The sequence below is a fragment of the Pseudomonas sp. 2835 genome, from assembly GCF_050435905.1.
Classification (GTDB): domain Bacteria; phylum Pseudomonadota; class Gammaproteobacteria; order Pseudomonadales; family Pseudomonadaceae; genus Aquipseudomonas.
This window is the reverse complement of record NZ_JBNDLE010000012.1, coordinates 42,114-59,123: the sequence shown is the minus strand read 5'-3', so window position 1 is coordinate 59,123 and position 17,010 is coordinate 42,114. Positions and strand designations below refer to the sequence as shown.

10 protein-coding genes are annotated in these 17,010 nt (G+C 61.1%); all 10 read right to left on the bottom strand.

Annotated elements, in window-relative coordinates; translation table 11 throughout:
- Positions 1 to 33 precede the first annotated feature (33 nt).
- The 10 genes from ABIE20_RS17850 to ABIE20_RS17805 all read right to left on the bottom strand — a co-directional run bounded on the left by ABIE20_RS17850 (position 34) and on the right by ABIE20_RS17805 (position 17,004).
- Positions 34 to 330: a flagellar protein FliT gene (locus ABIE20_RS17850; RefSeq protein ID WP_045200277.1), complete on the bottom strand. Its 297-nt coding sequence runs from the start codon at positions 328 to 330 to the stop codon at positions 34 to 36.
- A 9-nt stretch (positions 331 to 339) separates the two neighbouring features.
- Positions 340 to 735, bottom strand: coding sequence for a flagellar export chaperone FliS (gene fliS, locus ABIE20_RS17845; RefSeq protein ID WP_115088085.1), 396 nt, complete (start codon positions 733 to 735; stop codon positions 340 to 342).
- Positions 736 to 868: 133 nt separating this feature from the next.
- Positions 869 to 2,269 (bottom strand): flagellar filament capping protein FliD, encoded by a 1,401-nt coding sequence (gene fliD / locus ABIE20_RS17840; RefSeq protein ID WP_429506282.1) that lies wholly within the window; start codon positions 2,267 to 2,269, stop codon positions 869 to 871.
- A gap of 71 nt (positions 2,270 to 2,340) precedes the next feature.
- Positions 2,341 to 2,706: a flagellar protein FlaG gene (locus ABIE20_RS17835; protein WP_429506281.1), complete on the bottom strand. Its 366-nt coding sequence runs from the start codon at positions 2,704 to 2,706 to the stop codon at positions 2,341 to 2,343.
- Between the two features lie 71 nt (positions 2,707 to 2,777).
- Positions 2,778 to 3,626 (bottom strand): flagellin domain-containing protein, encoded by an 849-nt coding sequence (locus ABIE20_RS17830; protein WP_045200267.1) that lies wholly within the window; start codon positions 3,624 to 3,626, stop codon positions 2,778 to 2,780.
- A 255-nt stretch (positions 3,627 to 3,881) separates the two neighbouring features.
- The gene (locus ABIE20_RS17825) at positions 3,882 to 4,811 is read right to left on the bottom strand and encodes a ketoacyl-ACP synthase III (protein WP_401288115.1); all 930 of its coding nucleotides are present in this window, start codon (positions 4,809 to 4,811) and stop codon (positions 3,882 to 3,884) included.
- Between the two features lie 329 nt (positions 4,812 to 5,140).
- On the bottom strand, positions 5,141 to 8,725 hold the full coding sequence (locus ABIE20_RS17820) for a glycosyltransferase family 2 protein (protein ID WP_429506280.1): 3,585 nt from the start codon (positions 8,723 to 8,725) through the stop codon (positions 5,141 to 5,143).
- 210 nt (positions 8,726 to 8,935) lie between these two features.
- Complete coding sequence (locus tag ABIE20_RS17815) at positions 8,936 to 11,731, bottom strand: glycosyltransferase (protein WP_429506279.1); 2,796 nt, start codon at positions 11,729 to 11,731, stop codon at positions 8,936 to 8,938.
- Between the two features lie 57 nt (positions 11,732 to 11,788).
- Entirely contained in the window at positions 11,789 to 15,355 is a 3,567-nt protein-coding gene (locus tag ABIE20_RS17810; RefSeq protein ID WP_429506277.1) for a glycosyltransferase, read from the bottom strand.
- 74 nt (positions 15,356 to 15,429) lie between these two features.
- Complete coding sequence (locus ABIE20_RS17805) at positions 15,430 to 17,004, bottom strand: flagellar hook-associated protein 3 (protein WP_093385639.1); 1,575 nt, start codon at positions 17,002 to 17,004, stop codon at positions 15,430 to 15,432.
- Between the last annotated feature and the right edge of the window lie 6 nt (positions 17,005 to 17,010).

Below are 17,010 nucleotides of genomic sequence, written 5' to 3'. Positions count from 1 at the left end.
TTATGGCGCACTGCTTTTTGGTTTTGCCCAGCTTCAGCTGAACAAATGGTATACCTTTGCCGCGTTTTTGGCTTGTCGGATCTGCGTCATCTCATCGACTATTGATTGACGCTCCCCACTTGCAACCTCAATTAATTCCTTGTAGACGCCCAGCAACTCTTCAAGCTTGCTGCGCAGCGTCAGCTCATCCACCGACGCTTCGGCCAACACATCGTCCACACACAGGCGGCAACTGACGTCGAGCTCGCTGATCGCCTCCCAGTCGCGACTGGCCAGGGCACCCAGCAATGCTTCGCGGGTTTGTTCGATACGTTCGAGCACGACACTCATTGCAATCTCCTAGGCGTCGGTGAGTTGATCGCCGATCGCATCCCAGCCTTCCTTGACGGTAATCAGCAGGCGCGCCACTTCGTTGAGGATTTCCGGATCGTTCTGCACGTTCGCCTCGACCAGGCGCTTGCTCATGTACGAATACAGGTTATCCAGGTCAGTCAGCGAATCAGCATGGTTTTCCAGGTCCAGACCTTCACGCAGACCGCCGACGATACCGATCGCCTTGCCAATCAGGATACCGCGCTGAGCCACGTCGTTACGCGCCATGGCGCCCTTGGCCTGGGCAATGCGATCCAGGCCGCCCTGCATCAACATCTGCACCAGACGATGCGGGCTGGCCACGGAGGTCTGGGCCACGCCGTTGACTTTCTGGTACTGCCGAAGGGCCAACATCGGATTCATGTTCTACCTCGTCACCGCAAAAAAGGTTTCATATACCGCTTGTATCGCCTGCGCGTCAAAAAACTTTAGGCCGCCCAGCAAAAAGCCCGGAGTCCCCCTAGGGGTACTGCCGGGCTTCTGGCACAACGTTCGATCAGGAGTTTTTCTGCTGCGCTTCGATCGAGGCGAACATCGAGGCGATGTTCTTGCGCTGGGCTTCGAGCTTGCCGACCAGGGTATCCATGGCCACGTAGCGCTTGGTCAGGGATTCGGTCAGCGAAGTGATGCGCCGGTCCAGGGCCAACTGCTGATTGTCGAGGTCCTTTTGCAGCTTGTCCAGGCCAGCCTTGCGGGTATCGAGGATGCCACCTGTCTGCAGGTACGGCTCGACCGCCTTGGTCATGTGCGCGAACACGCCGTCAGTGCCGGTGAACAGCTCCTGCACGTCCGGGCCGAGCTTCTTGTCCTTCATCGCGGCATCGTACTTGGTGGAGTTGAACTCCAGGGTACCGTCCTTTGCCGTGTTGATACCCAACTGGCTGAGGGTGGTCAGACGACCACTGCCCGACTCGGTCGCCAACTGCTTGCGCAAGTCCGACAGCATCGAGCGCGTGGTCGGATCGTTGGTCAGCGGCCCGAGCACAGTCTTGCCGTCAGCATCCTTGGACACCGCCGTCAGGCTATTGGCCGCCTTGACCAGGGTGTTGTAGGCATCGACAAAGTTCTGCACCGAGGCCTTCAGGCCGGCAGTGTTTTCACCGACCGTTACCTTGATAGGCTTGTCCGTGGCAGTGACCTGCAGCAGCTCCAGGCTCATGCCACTGATTGCGCCGTCGACGGTATTGGACTTGCTGGTAACCTTCAGGCCGTCGATGCTCAGCTCGGCGTCCTGGGCGAGGCCGTCGATGTAGCCGGCACCATCACCGTTCATTTTGGTAGTACCGTTGATCTTCAGCTCGGCGATACCGTCGACTGAAATATCGGTACCCTCACCGGTCTTGGTCGAGCTGAAGACCAGGCGCGAGCCGTCCTTGCCATTGACGATGTTGGCAGTGATGCCCTGCTCGGCCAGCGACGAGTTGATCGAGTCGCGAACCGATTGCAAGGTCGCACCTGCCCCCACCTTCACAGTGTGGACCACGCCATCCTGGGTAATGGTCAGGTCGCCTTCAGGGATCGACGTGCTGGCCCCGCCGGCAAAGTTCTGGCTGGCCACCTTGGACGCGGTCGCCAGCTTGTCGACCAGAACGGTGTAGGTACCGGGCACAGCCTTGTTGTTCGACGTGGCCTTGACCGTGGTGTCACTGCTGGAAGTCGCGGTATAGGCACTGAAGGCTGGCGCCTTCGGATCGTTGAGCTTTTTCATCGCTTCCTGGTAAACAGAAAGCGCACTCTTGAGCGACGCTACCCCGGAAAGCATGGCCGTGTTATTGGCGGTCTGGCGCTTGATCTGATTCGACTTGGGATCGGTATCCGCCTTGACGAGCACATCAACGATCTTGTTGATGTCTACGCCGGAACCCAGACCCAGACTCGGTAAAATTGTACTCGCCATTGCTACTCCCTCATGGTTACGCGCCGCCCTAGCCTTGCCAGACTAGCGAACTTGCGGTTCAGCTGCCAGCTTCAGGCCTTGGCATTGAACAGCAGGCTGTTTACATCGCTGAGACTGTGAGCGATCTTCAACGCCTCTTCCGAAGGAAGTTGGCGGATCAGCTCTCCGGTTTCACTGGCGATGACTTTTACTACAATTCGGCCGGATTCTTCATCCGTGGAAAATTCAAGGTTACGTCGCGATGAGGCAAGGAACTTCTCGATGTCCTTGACCGCGCTCTTGACCTTCTCAGCTTCGGACAGCCCCTTGTCGGCGGCATCCTTGGCTGGCGTGATGGCTTCAACTGCCGCTACGGGCTTGGCCGCAGGGCGTTCGGTGGTCGGCTCGACCGGCTTCACCGTCGGGTAAGACAGGTTCAGCTTGACGCTCATATCCATGTCACCACCTCTCAATGCAAAAGGCGGAGGAGTGCCGTAGATGCACTCCCCCGCCGACAACTACCGAGTGATTAGCCCAGCAGCTTCAGTACAGCCGACGGCAGTTGGTTGGCCTGGGCCAGAACCGAAGTCGAAGCTTGTTGCAGAGTTTGCTGCTTGGTCATCTGAGCGGTTTCAGCGGCGAAGTCGGTATCTTGTACGCGACCACGAGCAGCTTCGGCGTTCTCGTTGATGTTTTGCAGGTTGTTGATGGTGCTGGTCATACGGTTCTGCACCGCACCCAGGTCAGCACGAGCGGTACCGATCTTCGCCAGAGCGGAGTCGATCGCGCCCATGGCAGCCGAGAAGTTGGTCTGGGCAGTGGTGCTGTCGCTACCGGCGATGGTAATGGCGCTGGTGATACCCAGGTCGCTGGCCAGGAACTTGGCGCTCAGGTCGATGCTGATCTGGTTTTCGCCGCCAGTGTTGGAACCAACCTGGAAGGTCATGGTGCTAGCCGAACCGTCCAGCAGGTTTTTGCCGTTCAGCTGGGTGGACTGGGCGATACGAGTCAGTTCCGCAGACATCTGCTTGAACTCGTTGTCCAGCGAGGTACGGTTAGTCGAATCGTTCGAGTCGTTTCGCGATTGCAGAGCCAGTTCACGCATACGCTGCAGGATGTTGACCTGCTCTTGCATCGCGCCTTCAGCGGTCTGGGCGATCGAGATACCGTCGTTGGCGTTTTTGATTGCCATGGTCTGACCGCGGATCTGCGAGGTCATACGGGTAGAGATCTGCAGGCCGGCGGCGTCGTCTTTGGCGCTGTTGATTTTCAGGCCGGAGGACAGACGGCTCATCGAGGTACTCAGAGCGTCGGAAGCGCGGTTCAGGTTCTTCTGAACGCCCAGGGAGGTAGTGTTGGTGTTAACGGTTAATGCCATGACGAATTCCTCGTGTTTGGGATACTGCGGCTTCCGGCCCTGGCATCCGCCGGGTGTGGCCTAGAGAACCTTCGTAATAGTTATCGTCGTCTGGCGCGGTTGCTTTAGGGGTTTTTGCAAATTTTTTAATGGCACCCTGCCACCCCAATGAAATCAAGGGTTTGACGCCAAAAAAACACTTACCGATAAATGCTGGAGATAAAAAAAGCGCCACCGGGCAACCGGCAGCGCTCTACTTTCAGGCTGGCGCAGAAATCAGTCGTTGCGCTCGATAATCGCCGAGCCCCACGAAAGACCTACACCGAAGCCGCTCAAGGCAACGCGCTGGTGGCGCGAACCGAGCACGTGCTTCTCAAGCAGCAACGGAATGCTCGACGACACAGTGTTACCCGTCTCGACCATGTCCTTGACGAATTTGTCCGGGTCATCCTCGAAGCGCCGGGCGACGGCGTCGACAATCGCCGCACTGCCCTGGTGGATGCAGAACAGGTCGATGTCAGCCGGTGCCAACTGGCTTTCGCCCAGCAGTTCATGCAAGTGCGCCGGTACCTTGAGCAAGGCAAAGTTGAAGACCTGGCGGCCGTTCATGAAGAACACCCCATCACTGACTTTCAGGTGCGCAGCGCCGCCACCGTCGGTTCCGAACTTGGCCTTGCCCAATTGCCATTGGGCGCCCTCGCCCATCCAGGTGACGGTCGCGGCATCACCGAACAGCATGGTGGTGTTGCGATCTTGCGGGTCGACGATTTTCGAGTACGGGTCAGCGGTGATCAGCAGGCCGTTTTTCAGCCCCGCCGCCTCCATGAAGCCTTTCATGGCATACAAGCCGTAGACATAGCCCGAGCAGCCCAGGGAAATATCGAAGGCCGCCACGTGGGTCGGCAGGCCCAGTTTGTCCTGGACGATGGCAGCAGTGTGCGGCAAACCTTCTTCGTCGCCGTTCTGGGTAACGACGATCAGGGCGTCGATGGACTCAGGCACCAGGCTCGGATTGGCAGCGAACAGGGCCTTTACCGCCTCCACACACAGATCGGAGGTTTCCTGGCCTGCGTCTTTGCGCGGCAGGAAGGTCGAACCGATCTTGCCGAGAATGAATTCCTGGTCCTTGGCGAATTTCGCACCCTGGGCGTAGTTGTCCACACCCTCGACAGGTACGTAACTCGCAATGCTTTTGATGCCAATCATTGTGGCTTCCCGATAGATATGCGGATTTTCACGGGCACTGGAACCTGGTAACCAAGGGCTTGCGAGCCTGCGCGCACCCCGCCCGCCAGTACCGCCCGACGACTCAATAGATTAAAGATGCCCGTTTCGACTGCCAAGTCACTGTTGCACAAAGATTACCCATCACAAATGTCAGACACTGGCACTTTATGACTATCAAAGATTGCTGGTTTGGCTGGCGTCGACGCTGAGAATGGCACCCCGGGAGGCTGGCGACACTGGACGAGCATGCCATCCATCGCGCTGCCGATCGACTCGGCCAACGCGGTGGACGCGGGGTCAGCTGGGGGTCAGGCGGGTAACCAGGCGCTGCGCCAACGCTGCAGATGATCCTCGTCGAGCATCCAGCACCGATGAACGGCATCCCTGAGCTCATCACCCCGGCGCTGGGCAGCATCAAGGTTGGCCAGGTGCAGGCCAATGGCCTCGATCCAGTGTTCGTAGCTGTTGTGCACACGGGAAACGGGCAAGTCGTCCTGCTCCTGGCCGATGTCGCTGCAGATCACCGGCACGGCGCATGCGCCGAACTCCAGTTGACGCAGGTTACCTCTGCAAACATTGAACAGGGTCTGCTGCAACGGCACCAGAGCGAGGTCCAGGTTCAAGCCTGCCAGCTTTTGTGGGTACTGCTGCACTTCGACGCCCTCGTGGTACTCGTGTACATAGGGCCGCAGGCTATTGGGGCAGAAGCCGAAGAAAACCCACTCGACATTCGCAGCCAAGGCCTTGATCACGGGCGCGATAACCTCCAGGTCACCTGCCTGCTCGCTGCTGCCGACCCACCCCAGCCGAGGCCGGCCAGCCGTTCGGCGTTGCCCCTTTACATGGCGCCAGGCGTCGATCGACAAGCGCGTCTCGACCACCCGGATATCGCCGTGCAGGCCGGCAAACGCCTGCGCCAGTGCCGCCGTCGGTACCACCAGGCGGTCGACGCACCCCAGGGCTTGCTGCAGGCTGTGGAACACATCCTCGCCCAGGCTCTCACGGCGGGCACTGCCCATCGGCAGATCCGGCAGGTAGTCGCTCAGTTCCAGAACCGTGAAGGCACGCGAGAACACCTGAATCCGCCGCATGATCTCAAGGCGCGGTGCATCCAGCCCACCCTGGTACACCACTACATCCGCTGCCAGGCGTTCCAGCTCGACCAGAGGCGTCAACCCCGGCGCCACCCGGCCATCGATGTAGCCGGCAGCCTTCAAGCCATTGAATGGACGCACTACCCGCGAATGGCCCAGTTCACCCTGATCAAGCGGATGGACCACTAGCACCGGCACCTCTCGCTGCCCCTGTGGCGGCTGCCAGGTCGACTGCAGGCTGGCGACCTTGAAGCCACCGGCATGGGCCAGCGACAGATGGCGGTTGTAGGCCGGATCATGGGCCAGCACCGGTAACCAGCGGGCGTACAAGGCGTCCTCTTCTTCCACGTTGGCATCGGCCATTGCCGGCCTGTCGATTAACAGTTGTGCATGAGGCGTCCAGACGTTGAGGTAACCGGCCTGGCGCAGGCGCAAGCACAGATCGACGTCCATCCAGCGCGCCAGCGCAGGCGACTCGTCAAACCCGCCGGCCTCGACAAACAGGTCGCGGCGCACCATCAGGCATTCACCGCTGAGCGCTGAGTAATTCTGATCGACCGTGAGCCGCTGCATGTAACCGGAGTCACTGTGGGCGTAGCCGGCAAAAACCCGACCCACCGGCCCGCGCAAGCCCAGAACCAGCCCAGCGTGGTGAATCCTGCCGTTCATCGACAGCAGCTTGGCGCCCACGGCTGCGACTTCCGGACGCTGGGCGTGATTGAGCAACTGCTGCAACCAGCCCTTGGCAATCGGTGCCGCTGTCGCATCCAGCCACAGCAGGTACTCGCCGCGCGCCAGTCGCCCTGCATCATTGCGCAACAGTGCTGGGCACTGGCCCTGGGCAAAAGACAGCACCCGCAACTGATCGCCACCAATTTGCTCGATCCCCTGCAACCATTGGCGCACTTGCGGTTCGTCACTTCCCGGATCGAGCAGCAGGACCTCGTAGCAGGGGTAGTCGGTGTGCTGCAACAGCGCCTCAATGCAGCGCTGGAACTGTTCGAGGGCGCCATCGAGCAAAATCACAATGCTCACCATGGGCTGATCGGCATGCCCATAGTCCAGTCGATAGTGGCCAGGCAGGTGCGAATCGACGTGCGCCTGAGCATAGCCCCGGGCCTTGAGATGACGCCCTACCACCTCCCGCTCGCTGGCACAGTCAGCGAAGCGCAACGCTTCGCTGACCAACAGCGGCTCACTGATATGCTCGATACCACTCAAGCCGCGCTGCTCGACCAGACGCAGCTGGTACTCCAGCTCGAACGCCTGGCCACAGCCGGTATCAAAGCCGCCTAGCGCCAGGAACGCGCTACTTCGCAACAGCCAATGCGGCGAGACACTGGCCGGCAGGCTCAATAGCAGATCAAGGTTCAGGTCTGGCCGAAGCGAAATACCCAACGAGCCGTTGCCCATGCGCATGGCTTCGTCAGCGTAGGCGGCAACACAGTCATCGGCTGCATTGGCAAGCTCCAGGGCCACCAGCAACAAACCGCCAGGGGTGAACTCGACCCCCGCTTCGACCACCATGAACCAGTCGCAGCCGCTGTCGGCCACGACCCGGTTGATGACCTCGCTACGCTGCGCTGCCTGGCACGGCCGGTGGTGCACCGATAACCCCGGCACGTCTGGCGCTGGCGACGCAGCCCCGAGGGTCACCACCTGCAGGTGGCGATAAAGGCACTGATCGGGAGCAAGGCTCTCGAGGGTACGCATCAACGCCTGATCAACGGCGTCATTCCCCAGCACCAGCACGCCCAGCATCGGCGCGTGGCCGCTGCCCAGGCGCTGCATCAATGCCGCGCGCTGCGGTTCTTGAGGGCAGCGCTGCTCGAGCCAGGCCAGCATGCCTTGCTTGTCCGCCAGTGCCTGCTGTTGCGCTGCCGCCTGGGTTTTTTCAATGAAGACATCCAGCTGCTGCCAGAACGGCTCGGTGACCGCGACGTAACGCTGCAAGGCCCCCTGCACCCCGGCACGGGCGACCTGCAGCGCATCGGCTTCATCCGACAAGGCAAAACCTTGCCTGCCGAAGAAGATACCGTCGAGAAACACCTGATCGACGCTGTGCCCGGCCATGAAGATCACCGGGCAACCGCACAGCACAGCAATGGCACAGGTCATCGACCATTCATAGCTGTAGAGCGCTTCGGCACTGCGCAGAACCTTGGCCAGTTCAACCAGCGACAGCGGGTTGGCAACACTGAGCAGGCGAATGTCTGCCGGCAACGAGGCGTAGTCCACCTGATCCAGAGGATGCCGGTTCTGATACAGGTAATGCCCCTGGCGCGGCACGCTCGGATCAGGTGCATTGAACAGCGAGATATCGATAATTGGGAAGCACAGCAGGTCGGCGACACTGACCCCCTTCTTGGCGGCGATCCGCGCATCGTAATAGAACAGCAGATCGTCCGGCTCTTCCTCCATCGCCCTGCCCGTCAGGAAGCCCTCGACGTTCAAAAGGTAGCGTGCGACTACTTTGCCGCTGAGCGGGTTGCCGCTGGTGACTTCCGGATAGACCGTAATGGGCACCTTGCCGCTGGCGATATGGCGATCGGCGGTCGCCTGGTCGAGCAGTGGCGTTTTCAGCTCGGGGTTGACCACCTTGCCGCCGCAGATATAGGCCTCGCGGCCGCTCAGGTTCAACGCGTGGCACAGGTAATGAAGCGTGCAGACTCCTGAAGACGTCTCCCGGTAATCCGGCGCCGCAATGTAGTAGGGATGCGCCGGCTTGGTATAGATCAGCTGCAAGCGAGCCATCGCCTGCTCAAGCCTATACCCATCAACGCCCAGGGTATTCGACATCTTCAAACTCCAGAATTGGTTGGAAACCCGACAGCCAAGGACAGGTTGCCCAGGCAACGGCGGTGGCCTGCGAGGCGAACTGTCAATAATCTGCCATCGCCCCCTGCCAGTGCAGGAGCACAAGGCTGTAGACACGGGGGCTTAGCGAATCGCAGGCATGAAAAAGCCGGGCATTGCGCCCGGCTCTGCATATTTCGCGCCAGAGGCCTGTTAAGGCAACCACTCGAGCACGCCGTTGCCACCGGCCACTACTACACGCGAAACGTCAACGCCATGCTCGACATCGACCACAACACGGGTGCTGAAGGCCGCCGGCCAGCGCTGAACCAGCGCCTGGCACTGTTCCCGCGCAGGCACTGGCACGGCGATGTTAAGCACTTGCGCCTGGGGTACGCAGATCGTCAGCAAACCGGCTTGTGCAGCCTTCAGGCACAGGTCGACATCGGTACCGCCCGCAAGCTGTTCATCCAGCCCGGCACTCTGCTCGAACAACGCCTTGCCCACCATCAGGCAGTCAGCCGACACCGCCTGGCAACCTCTTACCGCTTCCAGCCCGGGCAATGTCACTCGCACACGCGAAGCGCCCTGCCGGGCATTGCGTACCAGGCCACTGCCGAGCAGCTCGTAACCGGCATGGCTGATGACGCCATCGCGATCGAACATCTGGCAACCGACAACTCCCACTTCAGGACGCTGAGCCTGGTTGAGCAGAGACTCGATCCAGGCCGGTGACACTACCTCGCTGCGGCTCGACATCAGCACCAGGTACTGCCCCTGGGCCTGGGCCGCAGCCTGGTTGACCATCTGTGCCCGCACCGACGACTCACAGGCAAACAAGCGTACCCGCGACCCCAGCCCCTGCACCGTGGCAAGGCCTGCGGCTACCGCCTCGGCATTGGCCGCCTCGCAGGTGACGATCACCTCGTAGCGGGCATAGCGAGTACGCTGGACCACGCTTGCCAGGCTTGATTTGAGCTGCTCGAGATCGGAATCGGCAACCAGCACAATGCTCACTTGCGGGGTCTGCGGATGACGGAAGTCAACCTGGAAGGTACCGTCGGTACTTTCATTGACCTGACCACGATAACCCAGCACGTTCAAATGACGCTTGAGGGTGGTCAGGGCTTGCCCAGCCATCGACTCCGGCGCTTGCTGGCCGATCACCAGGTACTCGTCCAGGTGGGCCATGCCGCTGATACCGCTGGCTTCGACCAGACGCAGGAGCAGATCGAATTCCAGCGCTTGCGCACAGTCTTCGCTGTAACCGCCCAGGTCGACAATGACCTGGCGACGCACCAGCCAATGCCGGGCCATCAGGTCAGGACGGCTGCGCAGCAGGTCCAGGTCGCAACCAGGACGTACGACACTGAGCAGGCGCCCGTCGCTGTCGCGCTGAACTTCGTTGGCGCAGATCGCATGGCACGCCTGGGCGCCGGGCAGCTCGACCTGCAAACGCAGCAAGCCGCCGGTAGCCAGTACATCGCCCGCCTGCAACATCAACAGCCATTCGCTGGAAAGCTGGCGTACCACCTGGTTCAGGTGCGCAACCATGTTGGCCGGCGAAACCTTGATAAAGTGCAGGGCATCCCGGGCTGTAGTGATGGCCGGCAACTCGCCGGCCTTGAGCACGACAATCTTGAAGTTGCGCAATCCACTGGCGACCAGGCTGTCGAAGGTATCCTGCAAACCTGCGTTATCGTCCGCAAGATCGATCACCACAAAGGCTATCTGCGGCGCCGGGGTTTTCCCCAGGTGGGCAAAAATGCGCTCGCGGGCGGCGCTGTCCGGGTTGGCCGCAGCGATTGCCGCCAACACCTTGCCCGAAGGCGTGCTCGCCAGCTGCGCCTGCACAGCGGTAGCCGGCAGCAATTGGAGCTGTTCCAGCCAGGTGCCCAGGTCGCGGCGCAGCCCCTGGTCCTGCTCGCCCAGGCCTGCCAGCAGGCGCTGGCAAACCTGCGGGTTGAACACACCCAGTGCAAAGGCCTGCCAGTAGCGGGCCATGAGGCTCTCGGCGGTATCGTTGGGATGCTCGGCAAGCAATGCCTGCTGCCGTACCCAGGTACCTTCCAGCGCCCGACTGTGAAGCTGGCCGGCGGGCCAGGCATGGACCATGAACTCGCTCGAGCGCAACTGACCGAACACGCCGCCGTTGTAGTACGGCATATCGACAAACTGGGTTGGCTCGAACGTCACTTGCGGTTCGGACGACAGGCTGTCCCAGCGCGAAGTGAACAGCAATGGCGCCTCGCAGCGCGAGTGGGTATTGCGCACGAAGGCGTTGAGGACTTCGAACCCCTTGGCACTGGTAAATACCGCTGCCTGCTCGCCATCCCAGTGCTGGAGCTGGCGCACGGCCTGGCTCAGCAACTCTTCGCGAGCCTGCTCGGAAAGACTCCAGGGACGGTATTCGACCATCGCACTGGTGTGCGCCAGCAGCCGCGAAGCGCCCTGGGCCAGCAGCCCATAGGAAACTGCCACACACCAGCTTTCGAACGACAGGTTCGCCGGCACGCTGCGCACCGCAGTTTTCAACACCTCGGTCCTGACCACTGCCCGCCACGCCTGCAAACCGTACTCGGCATGCACGGCAATGCGCCCCAGGGCGTTGCTGGCATGCAACTGAGCCTTGGGCGCAGAGCCGATCTTGTAGTAGGCCACGTCGCCATTACCAGGCTGGTAACCCAGCGAGTAACCTTGAGCCATTACGTAATCGGCGTCGCCTTGCAAGGCTTGCACCGCCGCAGCGATGCCATCGGTCAGGAGGAAATCACACTCCAGCGTCAGCACCGCAAACGCGGTATCGACCTGCTCCAGGGTCTGCAGCACCTGCCCGGACCAGTCACCGACCGACGTTTGCGACGCCGGCGCTACGAGTGTCTGCAGGTGTGCAAAGCGCGCCTGGTAATAGTGAGCGGCGCGCCCTGAATAGCCAGGCTCGTCCTGACCCAGCAAGACGACGGTGACGTCATCCAGCAGCGCTGCACAACCGATTGCTTGTTCGCCCATAGTGCACCTAGTTCTCATGTTTTCTGTCATGGCCAGCATCAAGGCCGGCCACTGTCGTTAATCGGCCAACCAGGCGTTAGCCCAGTGCTGAAGCTTGTCGGGTGTCAGCATGAAGTCGCGCAGCACCACTTCGCGCAGTGCATCGCCCTGGCGATAACTGGCCTGGGGATCGTCCAGATGCATGCGGATCGCTTCCAGCCAGGCCTGCGTCGAGTTGCCAGCCACCCGCGTACAAGGCAGGTAGCCCTGATAGGCCTTGGTATCGGAACACACCACGGGGAAGCCGCAGGCGCCATACTCGAGCAAGCGCAAGTTGCTCTTGCAGTCGTTGAACAGGTTGGTTTCCAGCGGTGCCAGCGCCAGGTCCAGGTTCAGGCTCGCCAGCTTCTGCGGATAGAGCGACATGGCAATGCCGGTGTGGTACTCCTTGACGTAGGGCCTGAGCACCTCCGGGCACATGCCAAAGAATACCCAGTCGACCTCGTCGGCAAGCTCGCGGACCACCTCGGCCAGCAGCTCCAGGTCACCTTGATGGCTGGTGCCCCCAGCCCAGCCGACACGCGGCTTGAGGGTGGTTTGTCGATGACTCTTGAGGTCGCTCCACATGTGCATCGCCAGCATGTTCGGCACCACCCGGATATCATGGTGCATGCTCGACAGCGCATCAGCCAGCGGCTGGGTCGACACCACCACGCGGTCGCACAGGGAAATGCCGCGGCTCACCAGCTCGCGCATGTTCTGCGGCATGTTGCGGCTGTGCGCATTCTTCTTCGGCACGTCGATGATGTAGTCGTCGATCTCGTAGATTCGCCGCGCACTGGAAAAGGTTTTGACCCGCTCGATATCCCGAATGGTACTGGCCATGTAACGGCACTGCAGGATGATCGAGTCCGGCTTGCAACGCTCCATTTCGATAGTGTTGGGCGTGGCGTAATCCAGCTGGCCCTGGATCCAGCCGGCCCGCTCCAGCTCGGTAAATGGCTGCACCACCCGGTAATGCCCAACCGCCGTGGTGTTGACCGGCAACGCCAGCACATAGGGCAATGGCCGGCTGATGAACGGGTCCCAACCACTACGCAAACCCGGTTCCAGGTTGTAGCTGGACAGCTTCAGGCTAAGGTTGCGGTTGTAGGCCGGATCGTTGGCCACCAGGGGCAGCCAGCGCTGGTAGAAGGCGCGCTGGTCCCGTTCTATCGCCTTAGTGTCGACAACCTGCTCGACTGACAGGCGCGCCACCATCGAAAACGGTGTCCAGACCACCAGGTAACCCTGCTCACGCGCACGCAGGCAGAAATCGGCGTCGAGCAACTCAACGCTGAATGCCTGGACATCCAGGCCACCCAGCGCATCGAACAGGTCGCGCCGCACCAGCAGGCAATGGGCGCTGACAGCGCTGAGGTTCTGCACCGCGAGCAAGCGGTTCATGTAACCACCGGCGTCGATCGGCTGACCGTAGAACGGGCTTCCCGCCAGGCCATGCACACCCAGTAGCAGCCCGGCATTGACCACCATGCCGGCGCTGCTGCACATCTTCGGACCGACAATGCCGACTTCCGGACGCTGGCCCTGGCGCATCAATTCGCTCAGCCACTGGGCATCGAACATCAGGCAGCCAGGGTCGACCAGCAACAGATAGCTGCCTCGCGCCTGCTCGGCGGCCTGGTTGATCAGTTGCTGCCCGGCACTGTCCGCGGCCTGGACAATGCGCAACTGATCGCTGCCCAGTTGCCGCATCGCAGCAAGCCAGGACCGCAGGTCCTGAGGCTCGTCACCCTTGGTGGCGATCAGTACTTCATAGTTGCGGTAGGCGGTGTGCTCGAAAATCGATTCGACACAGCGCCGAAGCGCCTGCAGGTCTTGCCCGGCCACGATGATGATCGATACCGCGGGCGTATCAGCGTGCTGGTACAGCACTCGGGTCAACATGCTGTTGTGCGCCGATACCAGCTCGGCCTCGATACCCAGGCGCTGCAGGTGCGCCTGCAATACGCGTGGTGCCTGGGCCAGGCAGGCCGGCTCGGACTGCCAGCTGGAATAGCTGTACTGACATTGCACCAGCAGTTCGGCGACGTGCTCGACCACCTGCAAGCCATGGCTTTCAACCAACCGCCAGAGCAGGTCTTGCGGCGCCAGGACGTCATAATCAGCCGTGAAGCCGCCCAGTTCCAACAGCCGGGTCCGCTCGAAGGCCAGCATTCGTCCGACATAGGGGAAGCTGCGCATCAGATCGAGGTTGAAGTCGGGTTTGAAGATCGGCTGGCCAACCTGCAGGTTATCGTCACTGCCCTCATCGGTGTACAGGCACAATCGGTCAGCGTGCAAGGCCAGGCGCTCGGCCATGATCACCAGGGCATGAGGATGCAGGCGATCACCGGCGCGTAGCAGCAACACCCAGTCTGCCGATTCGGCCCTGGCGATCCGCGCATTGAGCTGTTCAAAACCATTGCCACGCAAAGCGCTGTACTCGACACCCGCATCACTCGCAGACAGCTCTTGAGTGCCAAGCACCCAGACCTGATGCGCCGCATAAGACTGGGCGGCCAGGCTGTCGAGTGTCGACTTCAGCGGCATCGCCTCGCCCTGCGGATCGAACACCACAGCAACGATGCGCGGTTGTCGTGGCCATTGCTCAATCCGCTTGGGCAGCAGGCTGATCTGCGCGGGCGACAAGGTGCGGCACTCAAGCCACTCGGCGTAGAGCTCGGCAAAGCTCAGGCTGTGGGTACCGACTTGCTGCTGATAGTGGCCCATCTGCCCGGCGTACAAGCGGGTCAGTTCATATTCGTCCCACTCCAGCGCCTCGCCCGGGCGAAAGTCCTCAAGCGCCACATAGCGAATCCAGCCTGTAGCCGGCGGCGCTTCGCCGGTATTGGCGGCGAGCATCTGTTGCAACCATTCGCTCTCGGTCTTGTGTGCCAAGGTGATGCCGGCCTGATGGCTCAGACGACCGGCATGGACCCGCTCGATACTGAGCATGTTGGACAGGTAGGCCAGGTGCCCACGGCGCAACAGGCACATGTACAGCGCCATGTCCAGGCGCGCAACGAACCCTGCGCCCTGCTGCACCAACTGCGGCAGGTACTGCTCTACCGCAGCCCGGCGCATGAGCATGTGACTGATGCCGCCAAACAGGTTGGGAACCTTGCTGGTGACCGCATCGAGCATGTCACCGCCGTTGAGGATCGCGCTGCAAGGGGCAATCACGCAGTTGGCCGGCCGCGGCGGCAACAGCGTCTCGTCCGCCGCGCAGATCAGCCGGTGGTTGACCACCATGTTGACCTCGGGGCAATCGGCCATGATCCGCGCCTGCTGCTCGATGCAGTTTTCGATCAACCAGTCGTCGTCACAGAGAAACTTGATGAACTCGCCCTGGGAGTGCTCCAGGCATTGCAGCAGGTTACCGGCAAAGCCCAGGGTCGTCGGGTTGCGCGAATAGCGTAGCTCGCAGCTTGCCTGCGCAACCCTCTCATCGAAAATAGCCTTGATATCGTCACCCTGGCTGTCGTCGCAAACGATGACCTCAAGGTTGGTGTAGCTCTGGGAGATGGCACTGAGCAGCGCGCGACTGAAGAACTCGGGGTTGAAGGCAGGAATGGCGATGCTGACGAGGGGTTGTTCGATCATAGTGGTAGGCCTGGAGAGGGATCCGGGTGATGCCGACAGGGGGGCATCACCCGGTGATGTTGCGCAAAGATGTATCAGAGCCGGTTGAACAGGCTCAGCGAGGAGATCTTGGTGAACGCCAATTGCGACGCCTGCAGCATTGTCTGCTGCAGGTTCAGGCGGATCAGCACATCGGCCGGATCGGCGTCACGGATCGAACTCTGAGTCTTGGTATTGGCCATCTTCAGGCTTTCGTTGGTATCGGCCTGGACGTCCAGAGCGGCACCCCGGGCACCGATCGAGCTGATCGCCTCGGCAACCTTGTTGGCGCCGCTTTCCAGGTTACCGATGGCCGACTGCAAAGCCCCCTGGTATTTCTGCCGCGCCGCCAGGTTGTTGTCGACCGGCAATTCAAGCGCCTTGCGAAACTCCGAGATGGTGTCGAGGATATTCTGGGTCTGATGGGTATCGACCTTGACCGAGAACTGGTCGCCGCTAGCCGGCACTGCCGAGAAGTCGAAGTCGACACCGGCAATATTGGCCTTGGTCGCCGGGGTACCGGTCAGGTTGCCAGTGGCCACCGGGCGCGCATCCGGCCCCATTGGCTGGGCATACACTTCATAGGCCGAGGCACTGGTGAACTTGATGATCGCGCCACCGCCAGGAAAGGCATTGTGGTACGCCGTCTGGTCGGTAATCTTGGCTCCGGTGATCTGCGATGACGAGGTATTGCCGGCGCTGCGCGAGCCACTGACTTCGTCGGGTTTGGAGCTTAGCGAGAAGCTGTGACCGGCGATGACCGCGTCCGGGTTGGCCTTGTCGGCATCCGTCAGGTTGATGTCCAGGCGCATCTCGACACCACGGAAGGTGATGTTGGCCGGCTTTTTCGGGTCGAAGGCGCCTTCACCGGTGGCTTCCAGGGTCACGTCGTTGTTGGCTGCGTCAGTAATCTTGAACTGCGTGCTGCTGGTGAAGGTGATGGTGTACGGCTCGCCACCACGGAAACGATCGTTGTACTGGGTGCTGCCCGAGACCTGGCCATTGGACAGACTGACACGGCCGTCATCCACGGCCGGCGAGGTCAGCTTGGTCTGGCTGCGGCTGGTGTTCAGCGCCTGTTCGAACACACTGTAGCCACTCTCGTTGGTCGCCATGGTGAGCATGTCACCGACCTGCAGGCTCAGGGTGCTCTGGTCGCCCTGGTAGGTGTAGGTACCGTCGGCGTTACGCACGTAGGGCGGGGTGTCGCCACGGGAGCCGGAGAACAGGTATTTGCCGTTCTCGTCACGGCTGTTCATCAGGCTGTAGAGCTGCTCTTCGAGCTGGGTCAGTTCCTGGGCATCGGCCTTGCGGTCGGCGTCGGTGTAGCCACCGCTGCCGGCGCTGATGGCCAGTTCCTTGACCCGCGCCAGGATGTTGGTAATGCCGTTTAGGGTCGACTCGGAGGTGCCCAGGCTGTTGCGCACGTTGGTGATGTTGCCATCGTACTGGTCGATCAGGTTGCTCTGCTGTTGCAGTTGCAGCAGGCGCGCTGCCCCTACCGGATCATCGGCAGCGGTACGCACGCGAATGTTGTCGCTGGCCTGCTGGCCGGTCTTGACCACGTTGGAAAAGTTGCGCTGATAGTTCGCGGAGCTGGTTTCGTAAAACTGGGAAGTAGAAATACGCACGGTCTA